Consider the following 25,328-nt stretch of genomic DNA (forward strand, 5'->3'; position numbering starts at 1 on the left):
GTTTCTTAGATAAGATTTTTACTGATTCAAGCCTTGGGTGATTTTATCCAGATTATATTTCATCATGTTGTAGTAGCTGTCACCGTCTTGCCCTTTTTCAGCAATAGAATCTGTAAAGATCTTTGCATAGATAGGAATATTGGTATCCTTAGATACTGTTTTCATAGGGCGTTCATCGACACTAGATTCGACAAAGAGAGCTGGTACCTTTGTTTGACGTAGTTTTTCCACGAGTGTTTTGATTTGGTCTGGTGTGCCTTCTTCTTCTGTATTGATTTCCCAGATGTAGGCAGATGGTACGCCATAGGCTTTTGAGAAGTATTTGAAGCATCCTTCACTAGTGACAATCAGTTTTTTCTCATCGGGAATCTTGTTAAATGTTTCTTTAGCTTCTTGGTCCAGTTTACTAAGTTTGTCAGTATAGGATTTTAGATTCTTTTCGTAGTAGGTCTTGTTTTTAGGGTCCTTAGCAATCAGTTGCTTGGCAATATTTTGAGCATAAATAATCCCATTTTCCAGATTAAGCCAAGCGTGGGGATCTTCCTTACCTTTTTCTGATTGACCTTCAAGGTAAATTACCTTAACACCATCACTAACTGCAAAATAATCTTTATTTTCTGTCTTATGAGCATTCTTGACTAACTTAGTAAACCAAGCATTTCCACCAGTTTCTAAATTGATACCGTTGTAAAAAATCAAGTCAGCTTGCGATGTCTTCTTTACATCATCAGGAAGGGGTTCGTATTCGTGAGGATCCTTACCAACGGGGACAATACTGTGGAGAGTGATTTTATCTCCGGCAATATTTTTGGTGATATCAGCAATAATGGAATTGGTCGTAACGACTCGTAATTTATCCTTGTTACTGCCTTGTTTATTGGTACAAGCTGTTAGAGTAACTACCGCTAAAAGTAGTAGTACTATTGTTGATAGTATTTTTTTCATATTATTTTCATCCTATTTTTTATTGTTTAGAAGTTTTATTCATGCCACTTTGTTTTGGGGCGATGAAAAAGCTGATGAGAAAGAGTAGAGCAGACGTTAATACAATGCTCGAACCAGCTGCAATATTAAAACTATAGCCGATAAAAAGACCTAGAACAGATGCCAGAGCCCCCAATCCTGATGAGAGAAGAATCATTGTTTTTAGGCTATGAACATAAAGGTAGGCAGTGGCAGCCGGTGTAATTAAAAGTGCCACAATAAGAATAGTGCCAACACTCTGCATGGCAGTTACAGAAACCAAAGTTAGAATAACCATAAGTAAGTAGTGGTAGAAGGTGACCTTAACTCCCATAGACTTGGCCAAAATTGGATCAAAGGATGTTAGGAGTAGAGGGCGAAAGAAGATTGTAATAGTTGCTAGTACGAGAAGTGAAACGATAATCGTTATCCACATATCCATGTCTTGTACAGCTAGAATATTCCCGAAGAGAATATGAAAGAGATCTGTGGAACTATTAGCAACACCGATGAGAATAATACCGAGAGCTAGAAAGCTCGAAAAGGTAATCCCAATTGCCGTGTCACTCTTAATAATGGAATTGCTTTTGATATAGGTAATCATTGTAGAAGCTAAAAGTCCAAAGATGATAGCTCCTATGAAAAAGTTAATACCCAAGATAAAGGAAATGGCTACCCCAGGTAGAACCGCATGTGAAATTGCATCACCCATAAGTGACATACCTCTTAGAATAATAAAACAACCAACAGCACCCCCGACAATTCCAATAACTAAAGCCGTTATAAGAGCATTTTGTAAGAAGTGGAAATTTAGCAAACCATCAATAAATTCAGAAATCATTTACATCTCCTTTATAAAATAAACTGTTACCGTAGGTTTTACGGAGATTATCCTCATTAAAAACAAGATTAGTAGGCCCACTAGCAATCAGTTTACGATTTAGGAGGATAACTTGGTCAAAATAATGAGGAACTTTGCTCAAATCATGGTGGACAATAAGAATAAGCTTACCTTTGTCCCTAAGCTCTCTCAAGGTGTTCATGATAATATCTTCGCTAACAGAGTCAATCCCTACAAAGGGTTCATCTAATAAAATAATATCAGCCTCTTGTACAAGACAACGAGCGATTAGAACACGTTGAAATTGGCCTCCTGATAATTGGCTTATTTGTCGATGGGCCAAATCATTTAGACCAAGTAGTGTTAAAGCATCTGTGACTTTAGACCAATCACTCTTAGATAGACGTTTAAAGAACTTGGTTTTGGGATAGAGTCCTAGAGAGATGCACTCTCTGACAGTAATCGGAAAGTTAAAATCAATATCAGCCTTCTGTGCAACATAGGAAATACGATTCAATTGCTGACGAATAGGTTGTTTATTGAAAAGGATTTTTCCAGAGTGAGGAATAATACCAATTAATGCTTTAATTAGAGTTGATTTACCAGCACCATTTGGTCCAATAATCCCAGTAATACTAGGTCCCTCCAAGTTTAAGGTGATATTATCCAGAGCTAATGTCTGTTGGTAAGACACATTAATATTTTCAATTTGAATCATTAGCTACCTCCTTGAGTTTAATATACTTTAAAACAAAAGTTAAGTCAAGTTAACTTATAAAATTAATTGAACTTAATTTTATATCGTTGTCAAGATGACAGAGGATAGTGAATGAGAGTACATTTTTTATATCAAATATTCAGCCTGCTCAAACTGTTTGATATTTGGGAGAGGTTACAAGGAACAATATTTTCTTCAATTTGTACGATCTTACTCTGTATTTCAAGAAATCTTTAGTTTTTATTTTTTAAAACTAGTCATATTTCCTTATTTCTGGCATAATAGATATATGAAATTAACGATTCAACGAATGGCTCGGATAGCTATTCTGTCAGCTCTGGCAGTAGGATTACGGTCAGCATTTATAGGATTGCCAAATATTCAGCCTATTACAGCTATGTTTTTTGTGGCTGTTCTTTATTTGGGCTTGGTAGATGGTCTCTTGATTATGGCTTTAACCATGGCCATCTCAGGATTCATCTTTGGTTTTGGTCCTTGGGTCTTTAATCAGATTCTGGCCTTCGGCGTCTTGATGGCTCTTTGGAGTTTGATTGCACCTAGGTTGTCACTTGTTTGGCAGATTGCTTTGGTTACTCTCTTGTCCTTTCTCTACGGAGTTCTCATGGATTACAGTTATGGCCTCCTATTTAAGAGTGGTCTTACCTTTGTTATCTCTGGTCTTCTTTACGACACCTATCATGCAGTATCGACGCTTCTATTCTATCCATTCATCCAGTCTATTTTTAGGAGGTTTTTGAAATGAAAAAAATAGCGACATATATTTTTCTTGCTTTATCACTTGTTACTCTAGCAGCCTGTGGAAAAAATGAGGCAGCTAAACTTACTAGCAGCACAAATAATCATCAGTCTAAGGTTCAAGGTCAAGTGACTTTGATTTTGAAAACAGATAAGGAAAGTAAGAAAAAATCAGTAGAAATCCAAAAAGGTGATACAGTGCTTGATGTATTGGAAGAGGTATATCCTGTTCAAGAAAACGATGGCTTCATCACTGAGATTGATGGTATTTCTCAAGATAAAGATAAGGGAATCTATTGGATGTTTGATGTCAATGGTAAACTTGGTGAAAAAGCAGCCAACCAACTTAAGGTTGAAGATGGCGATGAAATCAAATTCTATCAAGAAAAGTATAATTAAGATTCTGAACTCTGTTTCAGAGTCTTTTTTATAAAGTTCGGAAATAGCCTTGAAAATTTGTTTGAAAAAGTCGGAAAATTGCAAAATAACTGACGATTTAAAGGAAAATAGTTTACTTTTGTTTTAAAAGTGATATGATAAGAGGGTACTACATAAAGTAAGGAGAATAAGGTTTGGCTTTTAACAAATTGGAAAGCAGTAACAACCAGGAAATCATCTCTGAAGAAGTTGGTATCTTGAAAGAATTGTTGGATGATGCAACACGAGGCATGGCTGGAGAGCAAGGTCTCACAACTATCCAACATTTGGTTGAACTTTATGATGAAGGTGACTATGTGGCCCTTACACAAGCCATTTCAGAAATGACAAATGACGATATGGTCGTTGCATCACGTTATTTCTCTTTGTTACCTCTTTTGATTAATATCTCTGAAGACGTGGATTTGGCTTATGAAGTCAACCACAAGAACAATATTGATGAATCTTATCTAGGTAAGTTGTCTGAAACCTTTGATGTTGTCGCTGAAAGTGAAAATGCACGTGACATTCTTGAACATGTCAATGTCGTGCCAGTATTGACAGCCCACCCAACTCAGGTTCAACGTAAAACCATGCTTGAATTGACTAACCACATTCACGAACTTCTCCGTAAGCATCGTGATGTTAAGGCTGGTCTTATCAACAAGGATAAATGGTATGCAGATTTGCGTCGTTATGTAGAAATCATGATGCAAACAGATATCATTCGTGAGAAAAAACTTAAAGTTAAAAACGAAATCACTAACGTTATGGAGTATTACAACTCCTCATTGATTAAGGCGATTACAAACTTATCACATGAATTCAAACGTTTAGCAGTTGAAAAAGGTATCGAACTTGACAATCCAACACCTATTACTATGGGAATGTGGATTGGTGGTGACCGTGACGGGAACCCATTTGTAACAGCAGAAACTCTTAAACTTTCTGCCACTGTACAAAGTGAAGTTATCCTTAACTACTATATTGAAAAAGTTGATAATCTTTACCGTTCGTTCTCCCTCTCATCACGCTTGACTGAGGTTTCAGATACAGTAGCAGAGATGGCGAAACATTCTCCAGATACATCTGTTTATCGTGAAAATGAACCTTACCGTCGTGCTTTCAGTTACATCCAGTCTAAGTTGATTCAGACACTTCTTTTCTTTAAAGAAGGAAACTTTAGCAAGGAAAGAGTTGCTAAACGTCTTTCTGAAAATGTTCGTCTAGGCTCAGCTTCAACGGGTGAAGTAGTAGCTGATTACGTGCAACAACGTCTCAGCCAAAGTCTTCAAGCTGTCTCACAACAAACGACTGAATTTTATGAAACAGCTGAGGATTTCCATGATGATCTTTTGGCAATCAAAAATTCACTTCTTGAAAACGACGATGCTGTCTTAATTTCAGGTGATTTTGAAGAGCTTCTCCAAGCTGTAGAAGTCTTTGGTTTCTATCTTGCTACAATCGATATGCGTCAGGATTCAAGCGTTCATGAAACTTGTGTGGCAGAATTGCTTAAGTCTGCTAATATTGTTGATAACTATAGTGAATTGACTGAGGTTGAAAAGGTTGCGGTTCTTCTCAAAGAATTGCAAGAAGATCCTCGTACTTTGTCATCAACTAATGTGCCTAAGTCAGAAATTCTTGAAAAAGAATTGGCAATCTTCCGTACAGCTCGTCTCTTGAAAGACTATATTGGTGAAGATGTCATCAAACAACATATTATCTCTCACACTGAGAGCGTTTCTGATATGTTTGAGTTGGCTATCCTTCTTAAAGAAGTTGGCTTGGTTGATACAGAACGTGCGCGTGTCCAAATCGTTCCACTTTTTGAAACTATCGAAGACTTGGAAAACTCTAATGATATCATGAAACAATACCTTGGTTATGATATCGTTAAACGTTGGATTAAGAATAGCAATAACTACCAAGAAATCATGTTGGGTTACTCAGACTCTAACAAAGATGGTGGTTACTTGTCTTCAGGTTGGACGCTTTACAAAGCTCAAAACGAATTGACTAAGATTGGTGAAGAACGTGGTATTAAGATTACATTCTTCCATGGTCGTGGTGGTACTGTCGGTCGTGGTGGTGGTCCATCATACGATGCCATTACGTCTCAGCCATTTGGTACTATTAAAGACCGTATCCGTTTGACTGAACAAGGTGAAGTTATCGGTAATAAATATGGTAATAAGGATGCTGCTTACTACAATCTTGAAATGCTTGTTTCAGCTGCTCTTGACCGTATGGTGACACGTCAAATTGCCGATCCAGAAGAATTGGTTGATTTCCGTGAGGTTATGGACGGAATTGTTCACGATTCAAATGTTATTTATCGTGACCTTGTCTTTGGAAATGAACATTTCTACGATTACTTCTTTGAAGCTAGTCCTATCAAAGAAGTGTCAAGTTTGAATATTGGTTCTCGTCCAGCTGCTCGTAAGACTATTACTGAAATTTCTGGTCTTCGTGCGATTCCTTGGGTATTCTCATGGTCACAAAACCGTATCATGTTCCCAGGTTGGTATGGTGTGGGTTCTGCCTTTAATCGCTTTATCCAAGCTGAAGAAGGCAACCTCGAGAAACTTCAACATATGTTTGAAACATGGCCATTCTTCCGTTCACTTTTGTCAAACGTAGACATGGTGCTTTCAAAATCAGATATGAATATCGCCTTCCACTATGCACAATTGGCAGAAAGTGAAGAAGTTCGTAGTGTCTTCAATATTATTTTGGATGAGTGGCAGTTGACTAAAGATGTCATTCTTGCTATTGAAAAACATGATGGCTTCCTAGATGAGAGTCCGTCACTTAAAGCAAGTTTGGACTTCCGTTTGCCATACTTCAATGTCTTGAACTACATCCAAATTGAATTGATTAAACGTCTTCGTAACAATGATTTGACCGATGACGAAATTAGCCTTATTCACATTACCATCAATGGTATTGCAACAGGTCTTCGTAACTCTGGTTAATCAAGTAAAGTTCATCACTTTAGTGGTGAGCTTTTTGTTATGGGAAAATTTCTGTTATAATAGGACCATGATTGCTATGGAAACGATTGAAAAGCTGTCCAAAGAAAAGCTTCCCACGATAACTGTCTTGGCTGGTGAGGATTTAGGGCAGTATAGTCAAGCTAAAGAAAAATTTTTAAAACAAATTGGTTTCGATCCCAGTGACTTGACCTATTCTTATTTTGATATGTCAGAGACTGATTATCAAGATGCTGAGCTCGATTTAGAAAGTATGCCTTTTTTTGCCGATGAGAAGGTGGTCATTTTTGATCATTTCGCAGATATGACTACTGCTAAAAAGTCGTATCTGGATGAGAAAGAGTTGAAGCGTCTTGAAAATTATCTTGAGTCTCCTGTTGAAACAACTCGCCTTGTCTTAATGTCTGCAGGAAAGCTAGATGGAAAGCGTCGTTTAGTCAAACTTCTCAAACGTGATGCCATGGTGCTTGAAGCTAGTCCTTTAAAAGATGCAGAACTTAGAACCTATTTTCAAAAGCAGGCGCATCAAGAGGGGCTTACTTTTGATACAGGAGTTTTTGAGGAACTTTTGATTAAGTCGAATTTTGATTTTTCAGATGTTCAAAAAAACTTAGCTTTTCTAAAGGGATATAAAACGGAAGGGAATATCTCATCACGGGACATTGCTGAGGCCATTCCGAAAAGTTTGCAAGATAACATTTTTGATATGACGCAACTTCTTATACTAGGACAGATTCAGAGCGTTCGTGAATTGGTTCATGATTTACGGCTGCAGGGTGAAGATGAGATTAAGTTGATTGCTGTTATGTTGGGACAGTTTCGTACCTATTTACAGGTTAAACTTTTATCTGCTCAAGGTAAAAGTGAGCAGCAAATTGTTTCAAGTCTCTCAGATTATCTAGGGCGTAAAGTTAATCAGTTTCAGGTTCGTTTCGCACTGAGAGATAGCCGTCCCTTATCAGTAGCATTCTTAAAGATGACGATTAAGATTTTAGTAGAGACAGATTACCAGATAAAAACAGGAACTTTAGATAAAGACTACTTGTTTGATTTAGCACTTTTAAAAATTCTATCAAACCGCTAGAGGTTTAGAGTTTTCTATGATTTTGTAAGCAAAATTTTTGAAAGCTCTACCACTTTGCGGTAAAATGAAGAAAAAATGAAAAGAGGACCTTTACTATGGCAATTATTCTTCCAGACCTTCCTTACGCATATGATGCTTTGGAACCTTACATTGATGCTGAAACAATGACTCTTCACCACGATAAACACCATGCAACTTATGTAGCAAATGCTAATGCTGCTCTTGAAAAACACCCAGAAATTGGTGAAGACCTTGAAGCACTTTTGGCTGATGTGGAACAAATCCCAGCTGATATTCGTCAAGCACTTATTAATAATGGTGGTGGACACCTTAACCACGCACTTTTCTGGGAACTTTTGTCTCCTGAAAAACAAGAACCAACTGCTGAAGTAGCAGCTGCTATTAACGAAGCTTTCGGATCATTTGAAGCCTTCCAAGAAGCTTTCACAGCAGCAGCAACAACTCGTTTTGGTTCAGGTTGGGCATGGCTTGTTGTTAACGATGAAGGTAAACTTGAAGTTGTTTCAACTGCTAACCAAGACACTCCTATCTCAGACGGTAAGAAACCAATCTTGGCGCTTGATGTTTGGGAGCATGCTTACTACCTAAACTACCGTAACGTACGTCCAAACTACATCAAAGCTTTCTTTGAAATCATTAACTGGAATAAAGTTGCTGAGCTTTATGCAGCAGCTAAATAAGTTTAAAATTATCCTCAATAAAAGAGGATAATTTTTTTGTAATATGATTGTAAAATCTCCTTGCTTTTTAGTGAATTATAGCTTAAACTATTATTGTTATGAAAAAAAAGAAAAAACATTCAAGCAAGAAGTACAGTGGAAGTCGCCGAAAAACTAAAGATAAAAAGAAAGATTCGGTAAAACAAGACCTTCAACAAGACGTCAAGAAAGACACTAAAGATACTAAAAAAGATGTCAAAAAAGGCGCTAAAAAGGCCAACAAAAAAGAAGCGAAAAAAGATACAAAAAAGGTTTCTAAAAAATCAGCAGACAAAAAAGTAGCTGAAGAAACAGTAGTACCAGTTGATCACAAGGAAAAAGAAACAAAAACTGAAACCTTGGCACTTAGAAGTAAACGCTCTAAGAGATCTAAATCAAAATCATCTCGTGATGATAAAAAAGCTTATCTTATTTTAGCTTTCCTAGGTGTTCTGGTAATACTTTTGTTTGTTGCCATGCTTGCTTTAGCAGGACGTGGTAAACAAGCCGGTCACACCGGTAGCCTTGGAAATATCTTCGGCTCTAGTTCTAAAGTCACTAAAAAAGAAGACAAAGAAAAAGAGGAAAAGGTAACTCCAACTAATAAATCAGCCGAAGCTAAACAAGCAGTCATGGAAGCAGATGCAGATACCATGAATGGTAATGGATTGTATTATGATTATGCTAACATGACATTGAACCAAGTGGTTGAAGCTTTTATGGCTGACCAAGGTATCGAGTCTAGCCAAATTGCCTTTTCATATAAAAATACCAAGACAAATGAGCAATTCTCTATGAATGATACTCAGCCAATGACCGCGGGATCAACTTATAAATTGCCACTAAACATGCTTGTCATGGATCAGGTTAATAAAGGAAAACTTTCTTTAACTGAACGTTTTGATATTACTAATACTGAGTATGAGTATCAAGGCGAACATGATAATTATGTTGCTGCTTTCGGTGGTTCAATGACTATTCCAGAAATGCAAGAGTATTCTCTTGTTTACTCTGAGAATACTCCAGCCTATGCTTTGGCGGAACGCCTTGGTGGTATGGAAAAATTCTATGGTATGCTTGATAAATATGGTAAATCAAAAGGTGAAGTGAAAACTATCCAAATGCATGGTAATAAGACAACGACGGATTATTACATCCAAGTTTTGGATTACCTTTGGAAACACCAAGATAATTACAAGGATATTCTCCATTACATTGGTGAGTCATTCCCTAATGAGTACTACAAGACATATCTTCCTAATCTGACAATTTATCAAAAACCAGGTTATGTCCGTGAAGCACTTAACGTTGATGCTATCGTTATGGAAGATACACCTTATATGGTTGCAATCTATACACGTTACCTTGGTGGATCAACTGAAAATTCAGATGAAATCAGCGGTTGGGGTCTCCAACAATTAGGAATGCTCTCTTATGTTATTAATGAGTGGCACCGTGTTAATATGAACTAATAAAGAAAGCCGAGTTTATCGGCTTTTTTCTATACAATTGAATAAAAGGTAAGAAGTACAATCCCTAGAAAAAGAAATGGAACAAATGCGATACATTCCTTAAGATTTCTTCGTATAAGGAAGTACGCTAGCCCTAATAGGCAGGCAAGCTCGATAGTTAGAAGTATTTTTGAAAATGGGAAAATAAGTGAGGCACTTGCTAAGTAGAGAAAATCACCTTCCCCAATATTTAGATGTTTTATAAAAGAAAGGAAAGCGAGGATTATCCCTATGGCAAATGTGAGGTAATAGTTGCCCATGAATAGGAGTGGGACTGTTCCAACTATCCAGAACAGAAGTGGATAGGATTTCTGTTTCAAATCAAAAATAGATAAACAAAGGCTGAAGTAAAGAAAGTAGGTTACTTCAAGACTTAAAAAGTTATAGAAATATAGAAGACATATTATCCCACAAAATATTTCCATAAAGAGGTAACGAAAAGGGATAGAAGACTGACATGAACGACATCGAGATCTTAAGAAAAGTTGTGAGAGGATAGGAATCATCTCGGAAAAACGCAACTGATGCTTGCAATGGCTACAGTGACTACTAGGAAAAATAATCGAGTTCTCAGGAAAACGATCACAAACTAGTCCGATAAATGAGCCTAAAGAGGCTCCTAGAAAAAAATAAATAATGCTTAACATACCTAATTATTCGAAAAAGAATGAGAAAAAGCATTTTACTTGCATATTATTTAGAAATATTCTAAAATAAGAGTGTAAATAATAGTAATTCTAAATAAGGAGAATTAATATGGTAGATTCAATTAAAGAAACAATCAATGAAACAGTTAACCAACAAGCTGAAACTCCAACAAATACAAAAACTAAAGCAGTTTTGAATCAAGCAGTTGCTGATTTGTCTGTAGCAGCTTCAATTGTTCACCAAGTTCATTGGTATATGCGTGGTCCTGGTTTCCTCTATCTTCATCCAAAAATGGATGAATTGATGGATAGTTTGAATGCTCATCTTGATGTTATTAGTGAACGTTTGATTACTATCGGTGGGGAACCATACTCAACTTTGGTAGAATTTTCATCTAATTCAGGCTTGACTGAAACTACTGGTACATTTGATAAACCAATGTCTGATCAAATTCAATTATTGGTTGATACATACAAATATTTGTCAGTATTGTTCCAAGTTGGTTTGGATATCACAGATGAAGAAGGAGATGCTCCTTCAAATGATATCTTCACTGCAGCTAAATCTGAAATTGATAAGACAATCTGGATGTTGACTGCTGAGCTTGGACAAGCGCCAGGCTTGAGATAAGCATTTTTGAGTTAAGATGATTGTCAAGAGTTCCTCTAAAAGTGTATAATAGACGTAAAATACTTTTAGAAGAAGGGAGGCGGAGATATGTCTGAGCATCGACGTAGTCTAGGCGTTTATGAAGATGTCCTAAATCAGTTAAAAGCTAAAGGAATTCGGTTGACGGAATCTCGTAAAGCTGTTATTCGCTATTTGATGATGTCTGATCAACACCCTAGTGCAGATGTGATATATTATGATCTTCTCCCTGACAATCCTGGGATGAGTTTGGCGACAGTCTATAACAACCTGAAGGTATTGGTTGAAGAAGGAATTGTCTCTGAAATTAAGGTTAATAATGATAATACAACCTATTATGATTTTATGGGACATGATCACTTAAATATTGTTTGTGAAAAATGCGGTCACATTACCGACTTAGACCTACCGATTCCGTCTTTCAAGGAAGAGGTAGAATCACAAACTGGTTTTCGCATTACTCGTGAACAGATGATATTACATGGGATTTGTCCAAACTGTCAATAACCTGAGTCTTAATGACTTAGGTTTTTTAAGTCTTGAAGTATACAATAATCTGTAAAGGTTTTCAAAACTATCTTGTCATGGCAGAAGCTTTTTGCTAAAATATTGCTATGAAAACTTTATATGACGTTCAACAGTTGTTGAAACAGTTTGGCATAGTGGTTTACCTAGGGAAAAGGCTCTATGATATCGAAATGATGAAGATTGAATTAGAAGCCCTCTACCAGAATGGTTTAGTGGACAAGGACAACTATCTTACTGCTGAAATGATTTTACGACGTGAACATCGCATTGAAATGGAGAAAGAAAATGGCAAAAAAACTCTTAGGAATTGACCTTGGTGGAACAACTGTTAAGTTTGGTATTTTGACTTCGGAAGGTGAAGTGCAAGAAAAATGGGCTATTGAGACAAATACGCTTGAAAATGGTCGCCACATCGTTCCTAACATTGTAGAATCTTTGAAACACCGTTTGGAAATGTATGGACTTACTGCTGAAGACTTCATTGGAATTGGTATGGGATCTCCAGGTGCAGTTGACCGTGAAAATAAAACAGTAACGGGTGCTTTTAACTTGAACTGGGCAGAAACTCAAGAAGTTGGCTCTGTCATTGAAAAAGAACTTGGTATTCCATTCGCTATTGATAATGATGCTAATGTGGCTGCACTGGGGGAACGTTGGGTTGGTGCTGGTGCTAACAATCCAGATGTTGTCTTTGTAACATTGGGTACAGGTGTTGGTGGCGGTGTTATCGCTGATGGTAATTTAATTCATGGTGTTGCCGGTGCTGGTGGTGAAATTGGTCACATTATTGTTGAACCTGAAACAGGATTTGAATGTACATGCGGAAACAAGGGGTGTTTGGAAACTGTAGCTTCAGCAACAGGTGTTGTACGTTTAGCACGTCATTTGGCAGAAGGATACGAAGGGAACTCTTCTATTAAAGCTGCTGTAGATAATGGTGAGCAAGTGACAAGTAAAGATATCTTCGTAGCTGCTGCTGAAGGTGATAAGTTTGCTAATAGCATTGTTGATAAAGTCTCTCAATACCTCGGACTTGCAACAGCAAACATTTCAAACATTCTTAACCCAGATTCAGTTGTAATCGGTGGTGGTGTTTCGGCAGCTGGTGAATTCTTGCGTAGCCGTGTTGAAGGATACTTTACACGTTATGCATTCCCACAAGTTCGCCGTACAACAAAAGTGAAATTAGCAGAGCTTGGAAATGATGCTGGTATTATTGGAGCTGCTAGTCTTGCACTTACAATTGATAACTAATGACAGAAGGTGTGTCTGACCAATTATAGGTGGACAGCACCTTTTTCTTGTTGAAAAACGTTTACAATCAGCTGAGCTCTGCCATTTTGTTGAAAATGTGGTATACTTTAAAAGTTGAAATAAAAATTAAAGAGGAAAAAATGACTAAACTTAGAGAAGATATCCGTAACGTAGCCATCATTGCCCACGTTGACCACGGTAAAACAACACTTGTTGATGAATTGTTGAAACAATCACACACTCTTGATGAGCGTAAAGAGCTTGATGAGCGTGCAATGGACTCAAACGATCTTGAAAAAGAACGTGGAATTACAATTCTTGCCAAAAATACAGCAGTTGCTTATAACGGTACACGTATCAACATCATGGATACACCAGGTCACGCGGACTTCGGTGGAGAAGTTGAACGTATCATGAAAATGGTTGATGGGGTTGTCCTTGTTGTCGATGCCTACGAAGGTACAATGCCTCAAACACGTTTTGTGCTGAAAAAAGCGCTTGAGCAAAACTTGACACCTATCGTTGTTGTTAACAAGATTGATAAACCATCAGCACGTCCGGAAGAAGTTGTTGATGAGGTTCTTGAACTCTTCATCGAGCTTGGTGCCGATGATGATCAGTTGGAATTCCCAGTTGTGTATGCGTCAGCGATTAACGGTACATCATCATTGTCAGATAACCCTGCTGATCAAGAGCACACTATGGCTCCAATCTTTGACACTATTATTGATCACATCCCAGCTCCTGTAGATAACTCAGATGAGCCTCTTCAATTCCAAGTGTCGCTTCTTGACTACAATGATTTTGTTGGTCGTATCGGTATTGGACGTATCTTCCGTGGAACTGTAAAAGTTGGTGACCAAGTTACCCTTTCAAAACTTGACGGAACAACAAAGAACTTCCGTGTTACTAAACTTTTCGGTTTCTTTGGTTTGGAACGTCGTGAAATTGAAGAAGCAAAAGCTGGTGATTTGATTGCCATCTCAGGTATGGAAGACATCTTCGTTGGTGAAACAATTACACCAACTGATGCTGTTGAACCATTGCCAGTTCTTCGTATTGACGAACCAACACTTCAAATGACTTTCTTGGCGAATAACTCACCGTTTGCCGGCCGTGAAGGTAAACACGTGACATCACGTAAGGTTGAAGAGCGTCTTTTGGCAGAGTTGCAAACAGACGTTTCTCTTCGTGTTGATCCAACTGATTCTCCAGATAAATGGACTGTATCAGGTCGTGGTGAATTGCACTTGTCTATCCTTATTGAAACAATGCGTCGTGAAGGATACGAACTTCAAGTGTCTCGTCCAGAAGTTATCATCAAAGAAATTGATGGCGTGAAATGTGAGCCATTTGAACGTGTTCAAATTGATACTCCAGAAGAGTACCAAGGTTCTATCATCCAAGCCCTTTCAGAACGCAAAGGTGACATGCTTGATATGCAAATGGTTGGTAACGGTCAAACTCGCCTTATCTTCCTTGTACCAGCTCGTGGACTTATCGGATTCTCTACTGAATTCTTGTCTATGACACGTGGTTACGGTATCATGAACCATACCTTCGACCAATACTTGCCAGTTGTTGCTGGTGAAATTGGTGGACGTCACCGTGGTGCCCTCGTTTCTATCGATACAGGTAAAGCGACAACTTACTCAATTATGCGTATTGAAGAACGTGGTACAATCTTTGTTAACCCAGGTACTGAAGTTTATGAAGGTATGATTGTTGGTGAAAATGCTCGTGAAAATGACCTTGGTGTCAATATCACTACAGCAAAACAAATGACAAACGTGCGTTCAGCAACTAAGGACCAAACGGCTGTTATCAAGACTCCACGTATCTTGACTCTTGAAGAATCACTTGAATTCTTGGATGATGATGAATACATGGAAGTAACGCCTGAATCTATCCGCTTGCGTAAACAAATTTTGAATAAAGCAGAGCGTGATAAAGCCAATAAACGTAAGAAAAAAGCAGCAGAAGCTGAATAATATATAGAGAGGAGAAGAGATGTTTTATCTGATTGTTGCTGTATTGATTGCATCATTCTATTTCTTTATTGCACCAAAGTCGGTAAAAAACACCATGAATCTTCTCTTTGTCATGGCTACCTTAGCATTGCTCCTACTTTTGGCAGTGCTATCAATTATTAAATTCTTCAGCCTACCTGGTGAGTTCTTTGTTACAGTTGGAATGCTTGTATTGAGCTATTTCACCTTGAAAGATTTTTTCGCCATGTCGGACCTTAATCATGAAAAAGCTGAGCATGAAGATAAATAAGTAGCATGAGATTAAAAGTCAGTCTGATAGATTGGCTTTTTCTTTTACCAAGAAGAGGTAACTCCTTGAAATAGCTTGGGATAAAGGGTAAAATGATTATGATACAATTTGAGAGAATGGACGAATTATGAAATCAGTAACACAATTTGAAAATAAAAAAGTTTTGGTCCTTGGCTTGGCTAAATCTGGTGAAGCAGCTGCTCGCCTATTGGCTAAGTTGGGTGCTATTGTCACAGTAAATGATGGTAAACCATTTGAGGAAAATCCATCGGCCCAAGCCCTTCTTGAAGAAGGCATTAAGGTTGTTTGCGGCGGACATCCTCTTGAACTTTTGGATGAAAATTTTGAATTAATGGTGAAAAATCCTGGAATTCGTTATGACAATCCAATGGTAGCTCGTGCACTAGAAAAAGGTATTCCGGTTTGGACTGAAGTGGAATTGGCCTATCTAGTATCTGAAGCACCTATTATCGGTATTACAGGGTCAAATGGTAAGACAACAACGACAACTATGATTGCTGATGTCCTAAATCATGGTGGTAAATCAGGTGTCTTGTCTGGGAATATTGGTTTCCCTGCGTCAGAAGTTGCACAGTCAGTAACTAATCAAGATACCTTAGTTATGGAATTGTCTTCTTTCCAATTGATGGGGATTGACAGCTTCCATCCACATATTGCTGTGATTACTAACTTGATGCCGACACATATTGACTATCATGGTAGTTTTGAAGCATATGTGGCTGCTAAGTGGAATATTCAAAATCAAATGACTGTGGATGATTTTGTTGTTTTGAACTTCAATCAAGATTTAGCTAAGGAATTAGCTACACAAACTAAGGCACAAGTAGTTTCATTCTCAACAGTGGAAAAAGTAGATGGTGCCTATCTTGAAAATGGTGCTCTTTACTTCAAAGGTGAATTAGTGATGCGAGCTGATGAAATTGGCGTTCCTGGTAGTCACAATGTTGAAAATGCCTTGGCAACTATAGCTGTAGCAAAATTGTCAGGTATTTCAAACCAAGCTATAAAGGAAACCCTCGCAAGTTTTGGTGGTGTTAAGCACCGTCTCCAATTCGTTGATACTATCGATGAAGTGAAATTCTATAATGATAGTAAGTCAACTAATATTTTAGCGACACAAAAAGCACTTTCTGGTTTTGATAATAGTAAAGTCATTTTGATTGCTGGTGGTTTGGACCGTGGTAATGAATTTGATGAACTCATTCCTGACATTACCGGTCTTAAGAAAATGGTGATTTTAGGGGAATCAGCTCCTCGTGTCAAGCGTGCTGCTGATAAAGCAGGAGTAACTTATCTTGATGCCAAAGATGTGGCAGATGCGACACGTATTGCTTTTGATCAAGCCAGTGCAGGAGATGTTGTCTTGTTGAGCCCTGCAAATGCAAGCTGGGATATGTACAAGAATTTCGAAGTGCGTGGTGACGAATTTATCACAACTGTTGAGCAATTGAAGGGATAGGCTATGGCAAAAGCGAAAAAAATTGTTTTTACCGGTGGTGGAACTGTTGGACATGTGACTTTAAATCTTATCTTAATTCCAAAATTTCTAAAAGATGGATGGGAAGTGCACTATATTGGTGATAAGCACGGAATTGAACACGAGCAAATTGATAAATCTGGCTTGGATGTGACATTCCATAGTATTGCTACAGGTAAACTACGTCGTTATTTCTCATGGCAAAATATGTTGGATGTCTTTAAAGTTGGTTGGGGGATTCTACAGTCAATTGCAATTATTGCCAAGATTCGTCCTCAAGCACTCTTTTCAAAAGGTGGATTTGTCTCAGTGCCACCGGTAATTGCTTCTAAGTTATTAGGCGTTCCTGTATATGTGCATGAGTCTGATCTTTCTATGGGCTTGGCCAATAAGATTGCCTATAAATTTGCGACTACTATGTTTACGACTTTTGAACAATCTAAAGGATTGGCGAAGACAAAACATATAGGTGCTATTACAAAGGTAGGGATGGCAACGTCCAATCAGTCTGATGCTCTGGATAAGATTAAAGTACAGTTTGATGACAAGTTAAAAACTGTCCTTTTCATAGGTGGATCAGCTGGTGCAAAGGTATTTAATGATTTTATTAGTAATACTCCACAACTGACTGAAAAATATAATGTCATTAATATTTCTGGGGACTCTTCATTGAATACCTTAGAACGTCATCTTTATAGAGTTGATTATGTGACAGATTTGTATCAACCTCTTATGGATACGGCAGATTTAGTTGTCACTCGTGGTGGTTCAAATACGATTTTTGAATTGTTAGCTATGAAAAAACTTCATTTAATTATTCCTTTAGGGAAAGAAGCTAGCCGAGGAGACCAACTTGAAAATGCTGCCTATTTTGAACGAAAAGGTTACGCACGTCAATTACAGGAAGCAGAGTTAAGTTGGGAAACCTTAAATCATGAGTTTGAACAACTTGTTGAACATGCAGAGACTTACAAAGAAGCTATGGCTAAATCTGAGGAAATTACTTCTCCTGATGATTTTTATAACCTATTAGTGACTAGTATTTCAAAAAAATAAAGGAATTTCATGGCAAAAAAGGATCAAGAATCACAAGAAAAACAAGTTCTCACAGAGTGGCAGAAGAGAAACCTCGAATTTTTGAGAAAAAAAGAAACCGAAGATTCTGAAGAATTTACGAATGGAAAGGTCGTTCATCCAGAAGGAGCGACTTCAAATGAGAGCCAACCATCAGTGAAAAAGAAGGTTAAAAAGAAAAAAAGGACCAAAAAGAAGAAACGAAAAAAAGGGAATACGAGTAGTAATATTCCAATTGCACAACAAAATCTTGCGGGACTAGTTATTTTTATCGCTGCACTCCTAATCGTATTTTCACTTTTCTTTATTTCACCTTGGTCAAAACAAAAGTTTCTCACTGTATCAGGAACAAAAAATGCTCTACCAGAAGATGTGAAAGTTGCAAGTGGAATTCTTGATACAGACTATATCACTCATGTCTTTTTCAACCAAGGAAAGATTGCATCAACTGTTGAAAAAACCAATGTTTGGGTTAAAAAGGCTACAGTAACTTATAGTTTTCCAAATCAATTTAATATTGCAGTAAAAGAATACCCAATTGTTGCTTATCGTCAAACTACAAATGGTTATGTTTCTATTCTTGAAAGTGGTAAGACAGGAGGAACGGTTTCAACTAGCAATCTACCTGATAAATTCATCACTTTAAAGATGGATGACGAGAAGAAAATCGAAGATTTAGTAAAAGAATTAAATAAACTTGATTCAAAAATCAAGAATAATATTCAAATTATTAATCTTACGCCAACTAAAGCAACTTCAGATTTACTAACGATTGAGCTGTATGATGGCAATTCCATTCGTGTTCCTCTTTCTCAATTAACGGTTAAGCTCCCTTACTACGAGAAAATTAAGAACCAACTTTCAGATGGAAGTATTGTTGATATGGAAGTTGGACTTTATACAACGACTCCTGAGGTTGAATCATCAAAAACTGATGGGGATAAAAAGAAAGACAAAGATAAGACTGATAAAAAGGATGAAAATACAACTTCTGAAGAAGATCAAGATACTACAACATCAACTGAACAGCATTCTGAGGAAGAGTCTAATTCTGAAAATCCGGGTATTCAAGGACAGAAAAATCCAACTGTTGGTCAAGAAACAACTCTTCGTCCTTCCCCTGCCCAAGGCTAATATTGAATAATAAAAAACGTAAAATGCTGACATTTTACGTTTTTTTATGGTACAATAGTATCCGAATAATTCTGTTTTTATACAGTTTACAAAGATATTGAATGGAAAGATTGAGAGGTCGAGTGAATGGCTAGAGATGGCTTTTTTACAGGATTAGATATAGGAACTAGCTCGATTAAGGTTCTTGTTGCTGAGTTTATTGATGGATCAATGAATGTCATCGGTGTAAGTAATGTTAAGAGTTCTGGTGTGAAAGATGGCATCATTGTTGACATTGACGCTGCAGCGAAAACAATCAAAACAGCTATTGAACAAGCAGAGGAAAAAGCTGGGATTGTTATTGAGCAAGTGAACGTTGGGCTTCCAGCTAATCTTCTTCAAATTGAGCCTACACAAGGTATGATACCTGTAACAAGTGAATCAAAAGAAATCAAAGATGAAGATGTTGAAAGTGTTGTTCGCTCAGCCTTGACAAAGAGCATTACACCTGAACGTGAGGTTATCTCACTAGTTCCTGAAGAGTTTATTGTTGATGGCTTCCAAGGAATTCGTGATCCTCGTGGAATGATGGGGATTCGTCTTGAAATGAGAGGTCTCATTTATACAGGACCAACAACAATTCTTCACAACCTTCGTAAGACAGTTGAACGTGCTGGTATTCAAGTAGAGAATATTATCATCTCTCCTCTTGCAATGACACGTGCTGTTCTGAATGAAGGTGAACGTGAGTTTGGTGCTACTGTTATTGATATGGGTGGCGGTCAAACAACTGTTGCAAGCATGCGTGCTCAAGAACTTCAATTTACCAATATTTATTCTGAAGGTGGCGAGTACATCACTAAGGATATTTCAAAAGTTTTGAAGACTTCAATGCAGATTGCTGAAGCGCTTAAGTTCAATTTTGGTAATGCAGATATTGAAGAAGCAAGCGAAACAGAAACTGTCCAAGTAGAGGTTGTAGGTGAGAATTCACCTGTTGAAATTACAGAAAAATACCTTGCTGAGATTATCTCAGCTCGTGTGAAGCATATCCTTGATAGAGTTAAACAAGACTTGACTCGAGGACGTCTACTTGATTTGCCTGGTGGCATTGTCCTTGTAGGTGGAACAGCTATCATGCCAGGTGTGGTTGAAGTTGCTCAAGAGATTTTTGAAACAAATGTTAAACTTTACGTGCCAAACCAAGTTGGTATCCGTAATCCAATGTTTGCAAATGTGATTAGTCTTGTTGAGTATGTTGGTCTTCTTACAGAAGTTGACATCATCGCGCAACAGGCTGTGTCTGGTGAAGAGTATCTACGTCGTAAACCAATCGACAATGAGGCTCCTTCCTTGAGTTTTGATAGAACTCCTGCTCCAGCACCTCGAGTGGCTCCTCAACCAAATCCTATTCCTGTTGAGAACACTATTGAGGTACCTCTGCCAGTTGAAGAAGAAAATCATGAACAAAAACAAAAACTTGGTGATCGTGTTCGTGGAATTTTCGGCAGTATGTTTGATTAATTGAATCTAGTAAAAGCGAGGAAATAAAATGAGTTTTTCATTTGATAGCGCATCAGTTCAAGGTGCGGTAATTAAAGTTATCGGTGTCGGTGGAGGTGGCGGAAACGCTATCAACCGAATGATTGAAGAAGGTCTTGCTGGTGTTGAATTTATTGCAGCTAATACTGATATTCAAGCACTCAGTTCTTCTAAAGCAGAAACAGTAATCCAATTGGGTCCTAAATTGACTCGTGGCCTAGGTGCCGGAGGTCAACCTGAAGTTGGTCGTAAGGCAGCTGAAGAAAGTGAAGAAACACTTACAGAAGCACTTACAGGAGCTGATATGGTCTTTATCACTGCTGGTATGGGTGGTGGCTCTGGTACAGGGGCAGCACCAGTTATTGCACGTATTGCGAAAAGTTTGGGTGCATTGACAGTTGCAGTTGTGACACGTCCATTTGGATTTGAAGGTAACAAACGTGGTGCCTTTGCTGTCGAAGGGATTCAAGAGTTGCGTGAGCAAGTTGATACCCTTCTTATTATCTCTAACAATAACCTTCTTGAAATCGTTGATAAGAAAACACCTCTTCTTGAAGCTCTTAGTGAAGCAGATAATGTTCTTCGTCAAGGGGTCCAAGGTATTACAGACCTTATCACTAACCCAGGTTTGATTAACCTCGACTTTGCCGATGTGAAAACAGTTATGGCCAATAAAGGTAATGCACTTATGGGTATCGGTATTGGGTCTGGTGAAGAACGTATTGTTGAAGCTGCACGCAAAGCCATCTATTCACCACTTCTTGAAACTACTATTGATGGTGCAGAAGATGTTATCGTTAACGTAACTGGTGGTCTTGATATGACGCTTACGGAAGCAGAAGAAGCTTCTGAAATTGTTGGCCAAGCAGCTGGTAATGGTGTTAACATTTGGCTTGGTACATCAATCGATGATACATTGAAAGATGAAATCCGTGTAACAGTTGTTGCAACTGGTGTTCGCCAAGATCGTGCTGAAAAAGCATCTGGTATCAAAGCTCAACCACGTAAAGTGACTACAGCTCCTTCACAACCATCAGCTCCTACTCAACAAGTTGTTCAAGAAGAACAACGTCCAGTCTCTCAACCTTCATTTGAACGTCAACCAAATTTTGACTATAATGAAACACCTTCAATGCCACAACCAGGAGTTCGTCCTGCAGCGGCAGCTCCTCAACAAGAGCAGTCAGCTTTTGGTAATTGGGATTTGAGACGTGATAATATTTCTCGTCCTGAAACTGGTCAACTAGATAGTCAATTGACTATGTCTACATTCTCAAGTGATGTTGAAGATGATGATGAATTGGAGACACCACCATTCTTTAAAAATCGTTAATAATGACTATAGAAGAGAATAAAAATAATGTTTATCAAGCGGTAAAAGAAGCATGTGAAAGGGCTAATCGCTCTAGTGATGAAGTCAATATTATTGCCGTAACCAAATATGTTTCAAGTGATGTCGCTGAAGAATTGGTTCAAACGGGAATTAAGCACATTGCTGAAAATCGCGTTGATAAATTCTTAGATAAGTATCAAGCTTTAAAAAATTATGATTTGACTTGGCACCTTATTGGTACCTTGCAACGTCGTAAAGTAAAGGATGTTATTAATTTAGTTGATTATTTTCATGCTTTGGATTCTGTTAAATTAGCAGAGGAAATTCAAAAGCGTGCCGACCATACTATTAATTGCTTCCTACAAGTTAACGTTTCAGGGGAGGAATCAAAACATGGTTTTTCAGCTGAAGAACTTGATACTGTTCTAAAACAAATTGAAAATCTTGATAAGATTTGTATCGTTGGACTAATGACTATGGCTCCAATTGATGCAGATGCTCAAGAACTTGATAAGATTTTTTCTGAGACAAATGAGCTTAGACAATCAATTCAAGAGAAAAAACTAAAGAATGTTCCTTGTGATCAGTTAAGCATGGGGATGAGTCGAGACTATGACATGGCTATTCAGAATGGATCAACCTTTGTCAGAATAGGCAGTGCATTCTTTAAAGAGAACGGAGAATAACCTTATGGCATTAAAAGACGCAATTGATAAAATTGTTTCATATTTTGATACCGACGAAGTAACAGATTATGAAGATGCTGCTAAAGAAGAGGCTAAAGCACGTCCAGTAAAAGCACGTCCAGTAAAAGCACAGAGATCTGTGCAGACACCACCTCCTCGTCAGCAACGTCAACCTGAGCGTTCTCAGGCAACAGTCCCTCCTCGTCGCCAACATGTTAATTCAGACTTACAGGAAACTCAAGTCCTTCGTAGTTTACCTCTGAGTCGTTCACAAGCAAATCAGGGACCACAACAAATGAATACAACTAAAACAACAATTGCAATTAAATATCCTAAAAAGTATGAAGATGCTCAGGAAATTGTAGAACTATTGATTGAAAACGAATGTGTTTTAATCGATTTTCAATATATGTTGGAAGCGCAAGCTCGTCGTTGTCTTGACTTTATTGATGGTGCTAGCAAGGTACTTACAGGCAACTTGCAAAAAGTTGGCTCTTCAATGTATTTGCTTACGCCAATTAATGTCGTAGTAGACATTGAAGAGATTGGTTTGTCTCACGGCAACCAAGAAGCTAATTTCGACTTCGATATGAAGAGACGTTAAGCGATGTCTGTATTACTTTATGTTATTTGGGCACGTGTTGTTAACGTGATAGAGATTCTTCTTGTAGTCTATGCTTTGTTGTCCTGGTTTCCAGGAGCTTATGATACTAGCCTTGGAAGAATCATTAGACAAATTGTTCAACCGATTCTCGCACCATTTCGTCGCCTGAATTTAGCTTTTGCTGGTATTGATTTTTCAATATTGGTAATTGTACTTCTACTAAACTTTTCACTTAGAATTCTTAGATTTATTCTACTCTAATGTCAGATATTAAAAAAATTGAACAGCATTACTCGTTAGATGAACGCCCTTTTCTAGAGAAGGTTAGGGGATTTTGTCAATTAGTTGATGAAAGGTACAGTCCTTACTTAACTGATTTCTTGAATCCTCGTGAAATTCAGATTGTTGAAGAGTTAGCTCATTACTACAATTTAAAATTTTTTGTGAGTTCTACTCCTGAATCTGAAGAATATGGAAGAGTTATTCTTGCTCCCGAATATTACGAGCTTGATGACGAAGACTTTGAAATTAAACGCCTAGAAATCTCATATGCGAGACAGTTCAATAAATTGACACACCCAAAAGTTTTGGGAGCACTGATTAATCAACTTGGTCTTGATCGTCAAGTATTTGGAGATATTATTCTTGATGAAGAAGGACGTGTTCAATTTTCCATTGCTTCTCATTTAGCAAGTTATGCGATAATGACGATTACTAAGATTGGAAATGTTTCGGTTACTCTAAAAGAAGTAAGCAAAGACGATTGGATTTCAAATCAAGAAAACTATTCACAATCTTTTGTTTTACTTTCCAGTATGCGTCTTGATAATGTGTTGGCGACGGTATTAAACTTATCTCGTTCTAACGCCTTAAAACTTATTGCTTCAGGAAAAGTAAAATTAAATTATAGACAAGTTGAGAAGGCTGATCAGGCGGTTATGATTGGTGATATGATTTCGGTTAGAGGTTATGGTCGATTTCGACTAGCTCAACAAGACGGATTTTCAAAGTCCGGGAAAGCTAAAATCGTTATTGAAAGTCTGTTAAGACGGAGAAAAAAGTAGTTATTTAATTTAAACCATCAGATATGGTAATGAAAAATAAAGGAGGCCTGTAATGGCTATTACAGCACTTGATATTAAAGATAAACAGTTTACAACTAAATTTCGTGGATATAATGAGCAAGAAGTTGATGAATTTCTTGATATTATTGTAGATGATTACGAAGATTTGGTTCGTGATAATCGTGAACTTGCTGCTCGTGTAAAAGAGCTTGAAGAAAAATTGGCTTATTTTGATGAAATGAAAGAATCATTGAGTCAATCAGTTATTTTGGCTCAAGAAACAGCAGAAAAAGTTAAAGCTTCAGCGGCTGACGAATCAGCTAACTTGATTAATAAGGCTAACTTCAATGCTACTCATTTGGTTGAAGAAGCTAAATCTAAGGCATCTGAAATTCTTCGTGATGCAACAGATGAAGCCAAACGTGTTGCCATCGAAACAGAAGAACTTAAACGTCAAAGTCGTGTCTTCCACCAACGCCTATTGGCTGCAGTTGAAGGTCAGCTTAGCTTAGCAAGTGCTCCAGAATGGGGTGAATTGTTGCAACCAACAGCTATTTATCTTCAAAATTCAGATGCTGCCTTTAAAGAAGTTGTTGAAAAAGTTTTGGATGAGCATGTACCTGATTCAAATGATGCAGCTTCATTTGATGCAACTCGTCAATTCACTCCTGATGAAATGGCTGAACTTCAACGTCGCGTTGCTGAAAGTAATAAGCAAGTTGAAGATTTCTCTAGTCCAGAAGTTGATGAAACAAACGAAGTTGTTTCAACTCCAGTTGAGTTTGGTATTCCAGACACTTTCGAGAGTGAAGTGGCAGATTTCCCAACTTCAGCACCAGTAGATGAAGTTTTTGATTTGCAACCTGAGTCAACAGGTGAAATTAATCTTAACGAAACACAAACGTTTAAATTGAATATTAGCGAATAAGAAAAATACAACTTACCAAGTATATTAACAGCGAGTGGGAGATGGTGTGAGTCCCACATTCCCTATTTGGATAGTTATCATTTTCAAGCATTCTAACTGAAATAAGTAAGTTAGAAGGATGGT

The 25,328-nt window shown here is 37.7% G+C and carries 25 protein-coding genes and 2 pseudogenes; 23 read left to right on the forward strand and 4 right to left on the reverse strand.

The genetic code is table 11. From position 1 onward, the window contains the following. Positions 1-18: 18 nt before the first annotated feature. The 3 genes from LG375_RS00095 to LG375_RS00105 are packed head-to-tail and all read right to left on the reverse strand — an operon-like array spanning position 19 to position 2,522. Positions 19-945: a metal ABC transporter substrate-binding protein gene (locus LG375_RS00095; RefSeq protein WP_002890641.1), complete on the reverse strand. Its 927-nt coding sequence runs from the start codon at positions 943-945 to the stop codon at positions 19-21. A gap of 19 nt (positions 946-964) precedes the next feature. Then, positions 965-1,804, reverse strand: coding sequence for a metal ABC transporter permease (locus LG375_RS00100; RefSeq protein ID WP_002884063.1), 840 nt, complete (start codon positions 1,802-1,804; stop codon positions 965-967). Further along, positions 1,794-2,522, reverse strand: a complete 729-nt coding sequence (locus LG375_RS00105; protein ID WP_002890643.1) for a metal ABC transporter ATP-binding protein — start codon at positions 2,520-2,522, stop codon at positions 1,794-1,796. The genes LG375_RS00100 and LG375_RS00105 overlap by 11 nt, the downstream gene beginning before the upstream one ends. 289 nt (positions 2,523-2,811) lie before the next feature. On the opposite strand from LG375_RS00105, the gene LG375_RS00110 reads away from it, so the two are divergent. The 6 genes from LG375_RS00110 to LG375_RS00135 all read left to right on the forward strand — a co-directional run bounded on the left by LG375_RS00110 (position 2,812) and on the right by LG375_RS00135 (position 9,966). Continuing rightward, complete coding sequence (locus LG375_RS00110; protein WP_037597654.1) at positions 2,812-3,285, forward strand: membrane protein; 474 nt, start codon at positions 2,812-2,814, stop codon at positions 3,283-3,285. Continuing rightward, positions 3,282-3,677, forward strand: coding sequence for a DUF4430 domain-containing protein (locus tag LG375_RS00115; protein WP_049545961.1), 396 nt, complete (start codon positions 3,282-3,284; stop codon positions 3,675-3,677). The genes LG375_RS00110 and LG375_RS00115 overlap by 4 nt, the downstream gene beginning before the upstream one ends. A gap of 173 nt (positions 3,678-3,850) precedes the next feature. Next, entirely contained in the window at positions 3,851-6,673 is a 2,823-nt protein-coding gene (gene ppc, locus LG375_RS00120) for a phosphoenolpyruvate carboxylase (protein WP_073689706.1), read from the forward strand. A 67-nt stretch (positions 6,674-6,740) separates the two neighbouring features. Further along, on the forward strand, positions 6,741-7,775 hold the full coding sequence (gene holA, locus LG375_RS00125; RefSeq protein ID WP_198463232.1) for a DNA polymerase III subunit delta: 1,035 nt from the start codon (positions 6,741-6,743) through the stop codon (positions 7,773-7,775). A 95-nt stretch (positions 7,776-7,870) separates the two neighbouring features. After that, entirely contained in the window at positions 7,871-8,476 is a 606-nt protein-coding gene (gene sodA, locus LG375_RS00130; protein ID WP_049545964.1) for a superoxide dismutase SodA, read from the forward strand. A 98-nt stretch (positions 8,477-8,574) separates the two neighbouring features. Beyond that, positions 8,575-9,966, forward strand: a complete 1,392-nt coding sequence (locus LG375_RS00135) for a serine hydrolase (protein WP_225745036.1) — start codon at positions 8,575-8,577, stop codon at positions 9,964-9,966. Between the two features lie 29 nt (positions 9,967-9,995). On the opposite strand, the gene LG375_RS00140 is transcribed toward LG375_RS00135, so the two are convergent. Further along, entirely contained in the window at positions 9,996-10,652 is a 657-nt protein-coding gene (locus LG375_RS00140; protein WP_225745037.1) for a prepilin peptidase, read from the reverse strand. A gap of 109 nt (positions 10,653-10,761) precedes the next feature. Between LG375_RS00140 and LG375_RS00145 the strand changes: the two genes are divergently transcribed. From LG375_RS00145 to LG375_RS00220, 17 genes and pseudogenes are all read left to right on the forward strand, one after another. Further along, positions 10,762-11,283 carry a Dps family protein gene (locus LG375_RS00145; RefSeq protein ID WP_037600458.1) on the forward strand — a complete coding sequence of 174 codons (522 nt, stop codon included), beginning with the start codon at positions 10,762-10,764 and terminating at the stop codon, positions 11,281-11,283. 87 nt (positions 11,284-11,370) lie between these two features. After that, positions 11,371-11,808, forward strand: a complete 438-nt coding sequence (locus tag LG375_RS00150) for a Fur family transcriptional regulator (RefSeq protein ID WP_002884117.1) — start codon at positions 11,371-11,373, stop codon at positions 11,806-11,808. Positions 11,809-11,915: 107 nt separating this feature from the next. Further along, positions 11,916-12,140: a YqgQ family protein gene (locus tag LG375_RS00155; RefSeq protein WP_037600461.1), complete on the forward strand. Its 225-nt coding sequence runs from the start codon at positions 11,916-11,918 to the stop codon at positions 12,138-12,140. Continuing rightward, a complete protein-coding gene (locus LG375_RS00160) occupies positions 12,115-13,083 on the forward strand; it encodes an ROK family glucokinase (RefSeq protein ID WP_037600464.1) in 969 nt (322 codons plus the stop codon). The genes LG375_RS00155 and LG375_RS00160 overlap by 26 nt, the downstream gene beginning before the upstream one ends. 140 nt (positions 13,084-13,223) lie before the next feature. Next, positions 13,224-15,074, forward strand: coding sequence for a translational GTPase TypA (typA, locus tag LG375_RS00165; RefSeq protein ID WP_002884130.1), 1,851 nt, complete (start codon positions 13,224-13,226; stop codon positions 15,072-15,074). Positions 15,075-15,093: 19 nt separating this feature from the next. Then, on the forward strand, positions 15,094-15,363 hold the full coding sequence (locus tag LG375_RS00170) for a DUF3165 family protein (RefSeq protein ID WP_064524715.1): 270 nt from the start codon (positions 15,094-15,096) through the stop codon (positions 15,361-15,363). A gap of 127 nt (positions 15,364-15,490) precedes the next feature. Then, positions 15,491-16,843 carry a UDP-N-acetylmuramoyl-L-alanine--D-glutamate ligase gene (gene murD, locus LG375_RS00175; protein ID WP_064524713.1) on the forward strand — a complete coding sequence of 451 codons (1,353 nt, stop codon included), beginning with the start codon at positions 15,491-15,493 and terminating at the stop codon, positions 16,841-16,843. Positions 16,844-16,846: 3 nt separating this feature from the next. After that, a complete protein-coding gene (locus LG375_RS00180; protein ID WP_070839967.1) occupies positions 16,847-17,917 on the forward strand; it encodes a UDP-N-acetylglucosamine--N-acetylmuramyl-(pentapeptide) pyrophosphoryl-undecaprenol N-acetylglucosamine transferase in 1,071 nt (356 codons plus the stop codon). A 9-nt stretch (positions 17,918-17,926) separates the two neighbouring features. After that, on the forward strand, positions 17,927-19,069 hold the full coding sequence (locus tag LG375_RS00185; protein WP_070839971.1) for a cell division protein FtsQ/DivIB: 1,143 nt from the start codon (positions 17,927-17,929) through the stop codon (positions 19,067-19,069). A 126-nt stretch (positions 19,070-19,195) separates the two neighbouring features. Continuing rightward, positions 19,196-20,572, forward strand: a complete 1,377-nt coding sequence (gene ftsA / locus LG375_RS00190) for a cell division protein FtsA (RefSeq protein ID WP_037600477.1) — start codon at positions 19,196-19,198, stop codon at positions 20,570-20,572. A 28-nt stretch (positions 20,573-20,600) separates the two neighbouring features. Then, a pseudogene (ftsZ, locus tag LG375_RS00195) lies at positions 20,601-21,690 on the forward strand (cell division protein FtsZ); the annotation flags it as partial. 74 nt (positions 21,691-21,764) lie between these two features. Beyond that, positions 21,765-21,923, forward strand: a pseudogene (locus tag LG375_RS10580) (cell division protein FtsZ); the annotation flags it as partial. 2 nt (positions 21,924-21,925) lie between these two features. Beyond that, entirely contained in the window at positions 21,926-22,609 is a 684-nt protein-coding gene (locus LG375_RS00200) for a YggS family pyridoxal phosphate-dependent enzyme (RefSeq protein ID WP_037600483.1), read from the forward strand. A 4-nt stretch (positions 22,610-22,613) separates the two neighbouring features. Then, positions 22,614-23,213: a cell division protein SepF gene (locus LG375_RS00205; RefSeq protein WP_225745038.1), complete on the forward strand. Its 600-nt coding sequence runs from the start codon at positions 22,614-22,616 to the stop codon at positions 23,211-23,213. Between the two features lie 3 nt (positions 23,214-23,216). After that, a complete protein-coding gene (locus LG375_RS00210; protein ID WP_037604445.1) occupies positions 23,217-23,474 on the forward strand; it encodes a YggT family protein in 258 nt (85 codons plus the stop codon). Beyond that, positions 23,474-24,277, forward strand: a complete 804-nt coding sequence (locus LG375_RS00215) for an RNA-binding protein (protein WP_225745039.1) — start codon at positions 23,474-23,476, stop codon at positions 24,275-24,277. Before LG375_RS00210 ends, LG375_RS00215 begins: the two co-directional genes overlap by 1 nt. A 52-nt stretch (positions 24,278-24,329) precedes the next feature. After that, the gene (locus LG375_RS00220) at positions 24,330-25,205 is read left to right on the forward strand and encodes a DivIVA domain-containing protein (RefSeq protein WP_225745040.1); all 876 of its coding nucleotides are present in this window, start codon (positions 24,330-24,332) and stop codon (positions 25,203-25,205) included. Positions 25,206-25,328: the final 123 nt, after the last annotated feature.

Source organism: Streptococcus sp. Marseille-Q3604, from assembly GCF_916619785.1.
In the GTDB taxonomy this organism is placed as follows: domain Bacteria; phylum Bacillota; class Bacilli; order Lactobacillales; family Streptococcaceae; genus Streptococcus.

Coding starts and splice junctions, on each gene's coding strand:
- LG375_RS00095 (WP_002890641.1), bottom strand. CDS start 945: ATGAAAAAAATACTATCAACAATAGTACTACTACTTTTAGCGGTAGTT.
- LG375_RS00100 (WP_002884063.1), bottom strand. CDS start 1,804: ATGATTTCTGAATTTATTGATGGTTTGCTAAATTTCCACTTCTTACAA.
- LG375_RS00105 (WP_002890643.1), bottom strand. CDS start 2,522: ATGATTCAAATTGAAAATATTAATGTGTCTTACCAACAGACATTAGCT.
- LG375_RS00110 (WP_037597654.1), top strand. CDS start 2,812: ATGAAATTAACGATTCAACGAATGGCTCGGATAGCTATTCTGTCAGCT.
- LG375_RS00115 (WP_049545961.1), top strand. CDS start 3,282: ATGAAAAAAATAGCGACATATATTTTTCTTGCTTTATCACTTGTTACT.
- holA (WP_198463232.1), top strand. CDS start 6,741: ATGATTGCTATGGAAACGATTGAAAAGCTGTCCAAAGAAAAGCTTCCC.
- sodA (WP_049545964.1), top strand. CDS start 7,871: ATGGCAATTATTCTTCCAGACCTTCCTTACGCATATGATGCTTTGGAA.
- LG375_RS00135 (WP_225745036.1), top strand. CDS start 8,575: ATGAAAAAAAAGAAAAAACATTCAAGCAAGAAGTACAGTGGAAGTCGC.
- LG375_RS00140 (WP_225745037.1), bottom strand. CDS start 10,652: ATGTTAAGCATTATTTATTTTTTTCTAGGAGCCTCTTTAGGCTCATTT.
- LG375_RS00145 (WP_037600458.1), top strand. CDS start 10,762: ATGGTAGATTCAATTAAAGAAACAATCAATGAAACAGTTAACCAACAA.
- LG375_RS00150 (WP_002884117.1), top strand. CDS start 11,371: ATGTCTGAGCATCGACGTAGTCTAGGCGTTTATGAAGATGTCCTAAAT.
- LG375_RS00155 (WP_037600461.1), top strand. CDS start 11,916: ATGAAAACTTTATATGACGTTCAACAGTTGTTGAAACAGTTTGGCATA.
- LG375_RS00160 (WP_037600464.1), top strand. CDS start 12,115: ATGGCAAAAAAACTCTTAGGAATTGACCTTGGTGGAACAACTGTTAAG.
- typA (WP_002884130.1), top strand. CDS start 13,224: ATGACTAAACTTAGAGAAGATATCCGTAACGTAGCCATCATTGCCCAC.
- LG375_RS00170 (WP_064524715.1), top strand. CDS start 15,094: ATGTTTTATCTGATTGTTGCTGTATTGATTGCATCATTCTATTTCTTT.
- murD (WP_064524713.1), top strand. CDS start 15,491: ATGAAATCAGTAACACAATTTGAAAATAAAAAAGTTTTGGTCCTTGGC.
- LG375_RS00180 (WP_070839967.1), top strand. CDS start 16,847: ATGGCAAAAGCGAAAAAAATTGTTTTTACCGGTGGTGGAACTGTTGGA.
- LG375_RS00185 (WP_070839971.1), top strand. CDS start 17,927: ATGGCAAAAAAGGATCAAGAATCACAAGAAAAACAAGTTCTCACAGAG.
- ftsA (WP_037600477.1), top strand. CDS start 19,196: ATGGCTAGAGATGGCTTTTTTACAGGATTAGATATAGGAACTAGCTCG.
- LG375_RS00200 (WP_037600483.1), top strand. CDS start 21,926: ATGACTATAGAAGAGAATAAAAATAATGTTTATCAAGCGGTAAAAGAA.
- LG375_RS00205 (WP_225745038.1), top strand. CDS start 22,614: ATGGCATTAAAAGACGCAATTGATAAAATTGTTTCATATTTTGATACC.
- LG375_RS00210 (WP_037604445.1), top strand. CDS start 23,217: ATGTCTGTATTACTTTATGTTATTTGGGCACGTGTTGTTAACGTGATA.
- LG375_RS00215 (WP_225745039.1), top strand. CDS start 23,474: ATGTCAGATATTAAAAAAATTGAACAGCATTACTCGTTAGATGAACGC.
- LG375_RS00220 (WP_225745040.1), top strand. CDS start 24,330: ATGGCTATTACAGCACTTGATATTAAAGATAAACAGTTTACAACTAAA.